Annotated in this window: 12 protein-coding genes; 4 read left to right on the top strand and 8 right to left on the bottom strand. The window is 41.5% G+C overall.

What is annotated here, in order from left to right:
- Positions 1–15: 15 nt before the first annotated feature.
- Together fghA and CXF78_RS05280 are read right to left on the bottom strand one after the other, a co-directional pair.
- Positions 16–861 (bottom strand): S-formylglutathione hydrolase, encoded by an 846-nt coding sequence (gene fghA / locus CXF78_RS05285; protein ID WP_102036191.1) that lies wholly within the window; start codon positions 859–861, stop codon positions 16–18.
- Positions 862–934: 73 nt separating this feature from the next.
- Positions 935–2065: an S-(hydroxymethyl)glutathione dehydrogenase/class III alcohol dehydrogenase gene (locus CXF78_RS05280; RefSeq protein WP_011639464.1), complete on the bottom strand. Its 1131-nt coding sequence runs from the start codon at positions 2063–2065 to the stop codon at positions 935–937.
- Between the two features lie 141 nt (positions 2066–2206).
- On the opposite strand from CXF78_RS05280, the gene CXF78_RS05275 reads away from it, so the two are divergent.
- Positions 2207–3073: a LysR substrate-binding domain-containing protein gene (locus CXF78_RS05275; protein ID WP_102036190.1), complete on the top strand. Its 867-nt coding sequence runs from the start codon at positions 2207–2209 to the stop codon at positions 3071–3073.
- A 51-nt stretch (positions 3074–3124) separates the two neighbouring features.
- Here CXF78_RS05275 and CXF78_RS05270 read toward each other — a convergent pair whose 3' ends face one another.
- The 6 genes from CXF78_RS05270 to rpmH all read right to left on the bottom strand — a co-directional run bounded on the left by CXF78_RS05270 (position 3125) and on the right by rpmH (position 7567).
- Positions 3125–3739: a 3'-5' exonuclease gene (locus tag CXF78_RS05270; RefSeq protein ID WP_102036189.1), complete on the bottom strand. Its 615-nt coding sequence runs from the start codon at positions 3737–3739 to the stop codon at positions 3125–3127.
- A 25-nt stretch (positions 3740–3764) separates the two neighbouring features.
- The gene (gene mnmE / locus CXF78_RS05265; protein WP_059746110.1) at positions 3765–5126 is read right to left on the bottom strand and encodes a tRNA uridine-5-carboxymethylaminomethyl(34) synthesis GTPase MnmE; all 1362 of its coding nucleotides are present in this window, start codon (positions 5124–5126) and stop codon (positions 3765–3767) included.
- 81 nt (positions 5127–5207) lie between these two features.
- The gene (gene yidC / locus CXF78_RS05260; protein WP_102036188.1) at positions 5208–6836 is read right to left on the bottom strand and encodes a membrane protein insertase YidC; all 1629 of its coding nucleotides are present in this window, start codon (positions 6834–6836) and stop codon (positions 5208–5210) included.
- Positions 6837–6839: 3 nt separating this feature from the next.
- The gene (yidD, locus tag CXF78_RS05255) at positions 6840–7094 is read right to left on the bottom strand and encodes a membrane protein insertion efficiency factor YidD (RefSeq protein ID WP_011639469.1); all 255 of its coding nucleotides are present in this window, start codon (positions 7092–7094) and stop codon (positions 6840–6842) included.
- On the bottom strand, positions 7061–7417 hold the full coding sequence (gene rnpA / locus CXF78_RS05250; protein WP_011639470.1) for a ribonuclease P protein component: 357 nt from the start codon (positions 7415–7417) through the stop codon (positions 7061–7063). Before rnpA ends, yidD begins: the two co-directional genes overlap by 34 nt.
- A gap of 12 nt (positions 7418–7429) precedes the next feature.
- The gene (gene rpmH / locus CXF78_RS05245; protein WP_006083827.1) at positions 7430–7567 is read right to left on the bottom strand and encodes a 50S ribosomal protein L34; all 138 of its coding nucleotides are present in this window, start codon (positions 7565–7567) and stop codon (positions 7430–7432) included.
- A gap of 445 nt (positions 7568–8012) precedes the next feature.
- On the opposite strand from rpmH, the gene dnaA reads away from it, so the two are divergent.
- The 3 genes from dnaA to recF form a co-directional block, all read left to right on the top strand.
- A complete protein-coding gene (gene dnaA / locus CXF78_RS05240) occupies positions 8013–9398 on the top strand; it encodes a chromosomal replication initiator protein DnaA (protein ID WP_011635493.1) in 1386 nt (461 codons plus the stop codon).
- A gap of 19 nt (positions 9399–9417) precedes the next feature.
- Positions 9418–10518 (top strand): DNA polymerase III subunit beta, encoded by a 1101-nt coding sequence (dnaN, locus tag CXF78_RS05235; RefSeq protein ID WP_102036187.1) that lies wholly within the window; start codon positions 9418–9420, stop codon positions 10516–10518.
- Positions 10519–10606: 88 nt separating this feature from the next.
- Positions 10607–11429: DNA replication/repair protein RecF (gene recF, locus CXF78_RS05230; RefSeq protein ID WP_102036186.1), on the top strand; the 823-nt coding region annotated here is incomplete at its 3' end.

Here is an 11429-nt window from a genome sequence, read left to right as displayed (position 1 = left end):
GTATTACTTGGATAGTTAACTTAATGACAAATACTTTGCATGAAAACGCAGATGGTCTTCAATAAATGTCGCGATAAAATAATAGCTGTGGTCATAACCAGGCTGCATTCTTAGTTCAAGCGGATAACCTTTGTCTTTTGCTACTTTGACTAAGTCTTGTGGCTTTAATTGCTCGTTCAAAAAATTGTCATTACTGCCTTGGTCCACCAGCGCGGGCACAAATAGTTGGCTATTGGCCATTAACTCGCAGCTATCGTATTGTTTCCATTGTTGCTGGTCATCACCTAAGTAACCGCGGAATGCTTTGATGCCCCATGGGCTGTCCATTGGGTGACAAATAGGACTGAATGCAGACAAGCTTTTATATTTATTAGGGTTTTTTAATCCGATAGTTAACGCGCCATGTCCACCCATTGAGTGACCGCTAATACTACGTTGTTCTGTTACCGGAAAATGAGCTTCAATCAATGCAGGCAATTCGTTTACCACGTAATCATACATTTGGTAATGCTGACTAAATGGTGGTTTAGTGGCATTTAGATAAAAGCCTGCGCCTAAACCAAAGTCATAAGCGCCGTCAGCATCATCTGCGACATTTTCACCTCGTGGGCTGGTATCGGGTGCGACAATAGCCATGCCTAGCTCTGCTGCTATTCGCTGTGCACCTGCTTTTTGCATAAAGTTTTCATCAGTACACGTAAGCCCTGACAACCAGTATAAAACCGGTACTTTTTGGCTTTCGGCTTGTGGTGGTAAGTAAATAGCAAACCGCATGGTGCAATTAAGCGCACTTGATTGATGACTGTATTGTTTATGCCAACCACCAAATGCTTTGGTACTGCTGATACTTTCAATGGTCATTATGTGTCCTTATTTGTCAGACCGCAGTTAAGTTGTTTAACGCTTAACTGCGTCTGTCATGATAAATTAAGCGTTACTTGGCAAAGTGGATCACGCTGCGAATACTTTCACCTTTGTGCATTAAATCAAATGCATCGTTTATGCCTTCAATACCCATGGTGTGAGTAATAAAGTGGTCAAGTTTAAATTCGCCAGCTAGGTATTGCTCAACAATGCCCGGTAATTCACTGCGTCCTTTAACGCCACCAAATGCACTGCCGCGCCATACGCGACCAGTGACTAACTGGAATGGACGGGTTGATATTTCTTGGCCTGCACCGGCTACACCAATAATGACTGACTCACCCCAACCTTTATGACAGCACTCTAATGCACTGCGCATTACATTGACGTTACCAATACATTCAAATGAGAAATCGACACCACCATCGGTCATTTCTACAATCACTTCTTGAATCGGCTTATCAAAGTTTTTAGGGTTAATGCAGTCGGTTGCACCTAATTTTTTGGCAAGTTCGAATTTAGATTCATTAAGGTCAATACCAATAATTCGGCTGGCGCCAGCCATGGTGGCACCAATAATTGCTGATAGACCGATACCGCCTAAACCAAAAATAGCGACAGTATCACCTTTTTGAACTTTAGCTGTTTTCAATACAGCGCCCATGCCGGTGGTCACACCACAACCTAATAAACAGACTTCTTCTAAAGGCGCATCTTTACTGACTTTGGCTAATGATATTTCCGGTAATACGGTGTACTCAGAAAATGTTGAACAGCCCATGTAGTGAAAAATTGGCTCACCATCTTTAAAGAAACGCGTGGTGCCGTCTGGCATTAATCCTTTTCCTTGAGTTTCACGTACTGCGCTACAAAGATTAGTTTTACCAGAAGTACAGAATTTACATACTCCACATTCTGCTGTGTATAACGGAATAACATGATCGCCGACTTGTACGCTAGTAACGCCTTCACCTACCATGTGAACAATACCGCCACCTTCATGACCAAGAATCGCTGGGAATACCCCTTCAGGATCATCACCTGAAAGCGTGAAAGCATCAGTATGACAAACACCAGATGCCACAATACGTACCATGACTTCACCTGCTTTTGGGTACATGACGTCGACTTCTTCTACCGATAGTGGCTGGCCAGGTCCCCAAGCAATAGCGGCTTTTGATTTAATAAATTGTGCTGACATAAATGATTTCCTTAACATTAACGACCATGGTCAACATGGTTAAGAGGTATGACTACAGTGTAGTGTATTTAGCCATTGTATTTGTTTATCATAGAATGATAATTAGCTTATTTTGCAAATGACTTTTACGAGAATGTAATAATTATGAAGTGGGAAGGCATTTTTGAATTTGTGGCGGTGGCCGAAACGGACAGTTTTACTGTGGCTGGCAAGCGTTTGAGTATTTCTACCGCGCAAGTGAGTCGACAAATTAGTCAGCTTGAAAACCGTTTAAACACCAAATTATTTTATCGCACCACTCGTAAAGTATCGTTAACCGAAGAAGGTACGGTCTATTATCAGCATTGTCGCCAGGTATTAAACAGTCTTGATGAAGCAGAACGCGCTATTTCAAGTTTAAAAGATAAGCCACAAGGACTTATTAGAATTACTGCACCAGTGACTTACGGTGAAAAGTTTATCATGCCGATAGTGATTGATTTTATGCAGCAATATCCTGACATTGAAGTGATTTGTGAGCTGACTAATCAGCAACTTGACTTAGTGGATGGTGGTTATGACTTGGCGATTAGGTTAGGGCGGTTAACTAATTCTACTATGATGGCAAAGCGGCTTACGAGTCGAAGCCAATATGTGTGCGCAGCCCCGAGTTATATCGCTAAATACGGTACGCCTTATGCGTTATCGGAGTTAAGTCAGCATAATTGTTTAATCGGCAGTCAGTCACATTGGCATTTTGTTGAGCAAGGTAAACCTAAGACGGTAAAAGTGCATGGGTCTTTAGCTTGTAGCAGTGGTTTGAGTTTATTGAATGCAGCTATATGTGGTTTGGGGATTGTGCAGTTACCAGGATATTACGTCAATGATGCTATAGCAGAGGGGCAGTTAGCGGTATTGCTTGCTCCTTTTCAACAACCTAAAGAAGGTATTTGGGCTTTGTATCCGCATAATCGCCATTTATCACCCAAAGTCAGATTGCTGGTCGATAAGTTATCGCAAGAGTTGTAACTATATGCTGTTTTTCTCGAACCAATGTTAACGATGGAAGTTAACAATACTCTAGCTCATAGTTCGCAAATAACGTGCAATTTGAGCTTTTGGAAGGCTGGATATTTTATTGATAATATCAATGGTAATAGCTTGTTTGGGCAGCTGTAGTTGTAATAGATCTATTTGATGTAACCATAAATGGCTGGTCATGGTGGCATCAGCCAAGGCCCGGTGAAACACGCCATCGTTAGGTAATTGGTGATGATTTACAAGCGTGCCAAGCTTATGATTAGGGGCATCTTGGCTTATCCGCCTTGATAATAACAACGAGCAAGCAAATTGACCGCTGTAATGCAGTTTGTTATGGCTAAACTCGGCATCGAGAAACTTTTTATCAAAGCTGGCATTGTGTGCCACCAAATTAAAACCATCAATAAACTTAGCAAACTGCCCCATGACTTGTTTGGACGCAGGGGCATGTTTAAGCATATCGTTACTAATACCAGTGTATTGCTCAATAAAGCTATTGACTCGCCGACCAGGATTAATCAATTCCTGAAAAGTATCGACTATTTGACCATTAACTAACTTAACCGCCCCAATTTCTATGGCTCGGTCACCGTTATCTGGTGATAGTCCTGTGGTTTCAAAATCGAGTACCACAACTTGGTTAGCGAGTTTCATCAATTTACACCTATTTATCGATACACTATTTACCAATACAGAATGAGCCAAAAATCTTGCCCAATAGATCATCTGATGTGAATTTACCGGTGATTTCAGATAAGGCCATTTGTGTCATGCGCAGTTCTTCTGCTAGTAACTCTCCAGCTAAATACACTTCAAGTTGTTCTTTGCCCAGTTGTAAGTGATTTGCGGCAAGCTCGAGCGCTTCTAAATGACGGCGACGGGCAATAAATCCCCCCTCTAAGTTACTTTGGTAACCCATTAATGATTTAAGATGCTGCTTTAACTCATCAACACCTAAACCTGTTTTAGCTGATATCCGGTAAACACAACTGCCTTGTTCTTCGGTTTTATCTAAGGCTTCACCCGTTAGATCTGCTTTATTTCGTACTACCGTTACCCCTAGTTTTGCAGGTAAACGGTCGATAAAGTCGGGCCAAATTTCGTGAGGATTCACAGCATCAGTTGTGGTGCCATCGACCATAAACAAGACCCTATCGGCACTGGCTATTTCTGCCCATGCGCGTTCGATACCTATTTGTTCAACAGTATCGAGTGTGTCTCGTAACCCAGCCGTATCGATAATGTGCAGTGGCATACCGTCTAAGTGGATATGTTCACGAAGTACATCGCGAGTCGTTCCGGCTATTTCAGTCACAATGGCTGATTCTTTACCGGCTAATGCATTAAGTAAGCTTGATTTACCGGCATTAGGGCGGCCGGCAATCACAACTTTCATTCCTTCGCGGATGATTGAACCTTGCTTGGCGCTAGCTTGTACAGTGTCTAGTTTACTGATGATTTTATATAACGCGTTGGCAATTTTACCGTCGGATAAGAAGTCGACTTCCTCATCGGGGAAGTCAATCGCTGCTTCTACATATAAGCGCAGGTTGGTGACTTGGTCGACAAGCTCGTGTACTTCTTTTGAAAATTCACCCTGTAGTGATTGCAAGGCACTTTTTGCTGCCTGTTCACTAGTAGCATCAATTAAGTCAGCAATCGCTTCTGCTTGAGTTAAGTCGAGTTTATCGTTCATAAAGGCTTGTTCGCTGAACTCACCTGGTCTAGCAATGCGAATACCGTCTATTTCCATTACACGCTTAATTAGCATGTCGAGCACGATTTGACCACCATGACCTTGCAGTTCTAGGACATCTTCGCCGGTAAATGAATTTGGTCCTTTAAAAAATAGCGCAATCCCTTGATCAATCACCTGACCGTCAGCATTGTTAAAGTCACAATATTCTGCATAACGAGTTTTAGGCACATGGCCAATAATCGCTGTTGCTACATTAGTGGCTAAATCACCAGAAATACGAATGATGCCTACGCCACCTCTTCCAGGGGCGGTGGCTTGTGCCACAATAGTGTCTGTTGTCACGGTATTACCTATAAAATTGATAAAGGAAAAGGCGGCTAATCAGCCGCCTTTTTAATCAGTTATACAACATTGAGCTTAGGCTTATTTTATGCCATTTTTCTCAAGGCCAGCATAAATAATTTTCTGCTGTGTGATTGCAACTAAGTTACCCACTAACCAGTAAAGTACTAGACCAGCTGGGAACCATAAGAAGAATACGGTAAAGATAACTGGCATCCACTGCATCATTTTCACTTGCATTGGATCCATTGTTGGCGCTACCGGTTGCATTTTTTGCATCAAGAACATTGATAAGCCCATTAACAATGGCAATACATAGTACGGATCTTGAACTGATAAGTCAGTAATCCAAAGCATGAATGGCGCGTGGCGTAATTCATAGCTTTCAAGTAGTACCCAGTATAATGCAATGAAAATTGGCATCTGTAACAGAATAGGTAAGCAACCGCCCATAGGGTTTACTTTTTCTTTCTTATACAGTTCCATCATAGCTTGACCCATCTTTTGACGGTCATCACCAAAGCGTTCTTTCATCTCTGTCAATTTAGGCTGCAGATTACGCATTTTGGCCATAGAGGTATATTGCTTTTTAGTCAGCGGATATAGACCACCACGAACGGTGAGGGTGATCAAAATAATAGCTACACCCCAATTACCCACAAATGATTGATAGAACATCAATAACCAATGGATTGGAATGGCTAACCACCATAAGAAACCGTAATCAACAACCAAGTTTAAGGTTTCAGAAATAGCTGAAAGCTCTTTTTGGTTTTTTGGACCAACATAAAACTGCGAGCTAATTTCTTGAGTCGCGCCAGGAGCAATATCATATACCGCACCTCGGAAACCAATATTAGCCATTCCACCAGCACTCATACTTGAGAAAATGGTGTTTGAATCTGTTGCTGGCGGCACCCAAGCTGACACAAAGTAATGTTGTAGCATTGCTGCCCAACCACCGAGTGTTACTTTAGCGAGATTTTTGTCAGCCATATCGTCAAAGTTATATTTCTCATAACGAGTATCTTGAGCCGAGAAAGCACCACCACGATAGGTTGGCATCATCATGCTGCTTTCAGATTCTTTAATCGTTTGCTTAATTTGACCATACATCTGCACTTGTAACGGTGCAGCTGAAGTATTGCTGATGCTGTAATCTACGCCGACATCATATTGACCACGAGTGAACGTAAAGGTTTTTACGTAGGTGACACCGTTGTCTGCTGTATAAGTAAATGGCACGGTTAATGTGTCTTTACCATCAGCCAAAGAATATGAATTGGTTTGAACACTATAAGCTGCTCGACCATTGGCACTACTATCAATACCATCACGACCAATAAGTCCGCTTTGGGCTATATAAGTGAAATTGTTCTTTTGCTCTAAAATGACAAATGGATCACTACTGTCAATTTCGCGTTTATGTTCCACTAATGCGGCATAAACTATGTCACCACCAATCGGGCTGATTTTAATATCAAGCTGATCAGTTTTAACGCTAATAAGGTTTTTATTTGCAGGTAATTCTACTGGTACCCCAGAGATATCTGCTTCTGGAACGTCAGCACTGTGTTGTGAGGCGGCGTTAGTTTGAGTAACAGTCTGTGCTGTTGCTGGTTTTGGTGCTTTATCTGTTTGCCATTGTTGCCACATTAAAAAGCTGACAAACAGCAGACCGATTAGCAATATATTGCGTTGAGATTCCATAGCCTATTTATTACACCTGTCATTTTTAGGGGGGACGGGATCACTACCGCCGGGATGTAAAGGGTGACATTTTAATATGCGTTTCATTGCAAACCAACTACCTTTTACTGTTCCATGTGTTTTTATTGCTTCTATAGCATAATAAGAACAAGTTGGATTGAACCGACAACGCGGTCCCAATAAAGGGCTGATAAGAATTTGGTAACCACGGATAACCGTGGTTGCTAGCCATTGTAACGGCGACTGAGTTTGCGCCATAGCTTTTCTATTAATTTGTGTAGTTCTGCATTTTCCATTTCCATCACGCCATTTCTGACTAATACAACGATATCTATATCTGGGATGTCGTGTTGATGTAAACGAAAACTATCTCTTATCACACGTTTAATACGATTACGTTGGTTTGCACGTTTAACAAAACGTTTGGCCACAGTTAATCCTAAACGAGGATGTTGCTCTGAATTTGGAATTGCGAGCAGAGTTATTTCAGCAGAGGATGCTTTGATTGGATTGGAGAATACAGATTTAAATTGCGCGGGAGTTAACAAACGTAACTCCCGCGAAAAGGTATAGCTAGTCACCTAGTTATCTACTTACGCAGATAAACGAGCGCGACCTTTCGCACGACGACGTGCAAGGACCTTACGGCCGCCTACAGTAGCCATACGAGCGCGGAAGCCGTGAGAACGCTTGCGCTTCAGGTTGCTAGGTTGAAAAGTACGTTTACTCATGATGGCAATCCGTCTTTGTTAGTGAATTTACCTTATCTCCAAAATTAGAGGTAAGGGCAAAAAAGAGGCCGAATTGTAATCACTTTAAGTAGCCTCGTCAATAACGAAAGTACTTATATGACAAATTTCTGCCAATCTTTATTTGAAGCTACTATCGATTAAGCACCAGAAGATGTGGATAAGTCTGTGTACAGACACTATATCTTGTGGATCTTTCGTTGTTTCAGTAGATCAAAGAAATGCTATTATAGATCAAGGTGGATCGGTTAATAAAGCTGGATTTGCTTGAATTTTGCAATTAATGGATCGATTTTGATCTTCGTTGATCTCAGATATATACACAGAATGATCCCGCTGGGGATAATTCTTCTTTAAAGGATAGCGATCATTGTGATCTCCCTATAGAATACACCTCCTTTGATTAAAGATATTTGGGGATAAATAAGTGGCGGTTTCACTTTGGCAACAATGTATCGGCAGACTGCAAGACGAGTTATCAGCACAGCAGTTCAGTATGTGGATCCGTCCGTTACAGGCTGAAATGGATGGTGATACTTTGGTTTTGTATGCGCCAAATCGTTTTGTGCTGGATTGGGTACGCGATAAATACATCAATATCATTAATCAATTTTTTACTGAACAAATGGGCAGTAATGCACCTAAGTTACGTTTTGATATTGGTAGCCGTCCCTCAGCTCGTCCGGTTGCGCCAGCTCCTGTAGCGGCTAAACCTGTTAATCGCCAAACTAAAGCCCAGGTAGGAACCACGTCCTTTAATACCCAGGCTGAACCGATTATTAACCCTAATCACCGCAGCAATATTAATCCTACTTACCAATTTGATAACTTCGTTGAAGGTAAATCGAACCAGTTAGGCAAAGCAGCGGCATTGCAAGTTTCTGAAAATCCTGGTGGTGCTTATAATCCGTTATTTTTATATGGCGGCACTGGTTTAGGTAAAACTCACCTTTTACACGCGGTTGGTAATGGCATTATTAAAAATAATCCCAATGCCAAAGTGGTGTATATGCATTCTGAGCGTTTTGTTCAGGACATGGTAAAAGCGCTGCAAAATAACGCGATCGAAGAATTTAAACGTTATTACCGTAGTGTCGATGCGCTATTTATTGATGACATTCAATTTTTTGCCAATAAAGATCGTTCACAAGAAGAGTTTTTCCATACCTTTAATGCATTGTTAGAAGGTAATCATCAAATTATTTTAACCTCAGACCGTTATCCAAAAGAGATCGACGGGGTAGAGGATCGCTTAAAATCACGCTTTGGTTGGGGCTTAACGGTTGCTATTGAGCCACCTGAATTAGAAACCCGCGTAGCGATTTTAATGCGCAAAGCACAAGAGAGTGGAATAAACCTACCTGATGAAGTGGCATTCTTTATTGCCAAGCGTTTACGTTCAAACGTACGTGAATTAGAAGGTGCACTAAACCGCGTGATTGCTAATGCTAACTTTACTGGCCGTCCAATCACTATCGACTTTGTGCGTGAAGCATTAAGAGATCTCTTGGCACTGCAAGAAAAATTAGTCACTATAGATAATATTCAGAAGACTGTTGCTGAATACTACAAAATAAAAATGGCAGATATGCTGTCTAAACGCCGTTCTCGCAGTGTGGCAAGGCCTAGGCAAGTGGCAATGGCGCTATCTAAAGAACTTACTAACCAAAGTTTACCGGAAATTGGTGATGCTTTTGGTGGTCGTGACCATACGACAGTATTGCATGCTTGTCGTAAAATCGCCCAACTGCGCGAAGAAAGTCATGATATTAAAGAAGATTATGCTAACTTGATTAGAACTTTGTCTTCTTAATTCAGGGAATGTAGACACGATGAAATTTTCAATTGATAGGGACGCCCTATTAAAGCCGTTGCAGCTAGTGTGCGGCGCGGTAGAACGCAGACACAACTTACCTATTTTAGCCAACTTATTAGTTGAAGTTAGTGAGTCATCACTTAAGCTAACGGGCACTGATTTAGAGGTTGAGTTGGTGGGCCAAGCGGCTATTCATGGTGACATTGATATCGGTCGTACGACCGTTCCTGCTAAAAAGCTACTGGATATTGTTAAGTCATTACCAGAGCAGAGCGAATTAAAGGTCGAACAACAAGATAATAAATGGTTATTGCGTTCAGGTCGCAGCCGTTTTTCATTGGCAACATTACCCGCCGCAGATTATCCCAACGTTGAAGAATTCCAGGCGGATATCGAATTTAGCTTAAAGCAAGGCGTGTTGAAGTCGATTATTGATTCAACTCAGTTTTCAATGGCTAACCAAGATGTCCGTTATTACCTCAATGGTTTGTTATTTGAGACGGAAGGCAATGTATTACGTGCTATTGCTACCGACGGACATCGTTTAGCCTTAAGCCATCGTACGCTTGATGTTTCATTACCTGAAAAACAAGTGATTGTGCCTCGTAAAGGGGTGGTTGAAATGGCGCGCTTGCTCGACAGTGACGATCAGGACATTACCATTGCCATTGGTGATAATGCCATTAGAGCGATTACCAGTTCTGCAGTATTTACCAGTAAGCTTGTAGATGGCCGTTTCCCTGATTACCGCCGTGTGTTACCTAAGGGTGGCAACAAAGTGGTTATCGCCAGTCGCAATCAACTAAAACAAGCGTTAACTCGTGCTTCTATCCTATCGAATGAAAAATTCCGTGGAGTACGTATTCAGCTTGAAACTGGTTTATTAAAAATTACTGCCAATAATCCAGAGCAAGAAGAAGCAGAAGAGATTATTGATGTTGAATATGACTCTGACAATCTAGAAATTGGTTTTAACGTTAGTTACCTGCTTGATGTATTAAACAACTTAGCCAGTGATGAAGTGCGAATTACTTTAATTGATGGTAATTCCAGTGCCTTGATTGAGAACCACAAAGAAGAAGATTCTATGTATGTGGTGATGCCAATGCGCCTGTAATGCGTTATTGTGTTATTGCTATATCAAAGGTGCTGCAAAGCACCTTCTTTGTCTCTAGCGTTTTATTGGGTTATCACAATAGGTCTTCATGAGTTTATCACGCATTAACATTGGTTCATTTCGTAATATTACCTCTGCTTCATTACAGCCTTGTGATGGCTTAAATTTGATTTACGGTCAAAATGGCAGTGGCAAAACCAGTATTCTTGAAGCTATTTATTTTTTGGGTATGGGCCGTTCGTTTAGAAGCCATTTATCCCAACGTGTGATCAATAATGATGATGATAAACTGACCTTGTTTGCGCATTTAATTGATGCAGATAGAGATTGTAAAATAGGCTTACGTCGTCATCGAAGTGGCGAAATCGAAGTTAAAATTGATGGCGAGAAAGTGAAGCGTTTATCAACCCTGGCCGAAACATTACCCATTCAAGTTATTACTCCCGAAAGTTTTTCTTTATTGTTTGAGGGACCTAAAGCCCGTCGTCAATTTATCGATTGGGGTGCATTTCATTCTGATCCACATTTCTATCAAGCTTGGGTGAATACTCGAAAGGTATTAAAGCAACGAAACCAATTACTTAGAAATCAATCTTCCTATAGCCAAATACAGTTTTGGGATAAGGAGTTGGTGCGGTATGCTGAACAGGTTACCGATATACGAAATCAATATGTAGACTCGTTAAATGTGCTACTAAAGGGTATAATCGGAGTGTTTTTACCTCAGATTGATATTAAGGTTTCTTTTACTCGAGGATGGGACAGTAAAACGGATTTTGCCCAATTACTTGAAAACCAATATTCAAGAGATTTAGCCGCTGGAAATACGGGCAGCGGCCCCCATAAAGCAGACTTACGTTTGCGTGCGGGTAATTTACCAGCGCAGGATGCGTTGTCCCGTGGACAATTAA

The organism is Shewanella sp. 11B5, from assembly GCF_002836795.1.
GTDB classification, from domain to species: Bacteria; Pseudomonadota; Gammaproteobacteria; order Enterobacterales; family Shewanellaceae; genus Shewanella; species Shewanella frigidimarina.
The sequence above is the reverse complement of the archived record's forward strand: the minus strand, read 5'-3'. Positions and strand labels throughout refer to the sequence as shown.

What these genes read in the sequence shown, in the direction of transcription:
- CXF78_RS05280 (WP_011639464.1), bottom strand. Translation starts at nt 2,065, where the DNA reads ATGTCAGCACAATTTATTAAATCAAAAGCCGCTATTGCTTGGGGACCT.
- yidD (WP_011639469.1), bottom strand. Translation starts at nt 7,094, where the DNA reads ATGGCGCAAACTCAGTCGCCGTTACAATGGCTAGCAACCACGGTTATC.
- CXF78_RS05270 (WP_102036189.1), bottom strand. Translation starts at nt 3,739, where the DNA reads ATGAAACTCGCTAACCAAGTTGTGGTACTCGATTTTGAAACCACAGGA.
- fghA (WP_102036191.1), bottom strand. Translation starts at nt 861, where the DNA reads ATGACCATTGAAAGTATCAGCAGTACCAAAGCATTTGGTGGTTGGCAT.
- dnaN (WP_102036187.1), top strand. Translation starts at nt 9,418, where the DNA reads ATGAAATTTTCAATTGATAGGGACGCCCTATTAAAGCCGTTGCAGCTA.
- rpmH (WP_006083827.1), bottom strand. Translation starts at nt 7,567, where the DNA reads ATGAGTAAACGTACTTTTCAACCTAGCAACCTGAAGCGCAAGCGTTCT.
- yidC (WP_102036188.1), bottom strand. Translation starts at nt 6,836, where the DNA reads ATGGAATCTCAACGCAATATATTGCTAATCGGTCTGCTGTTTGTCAGC.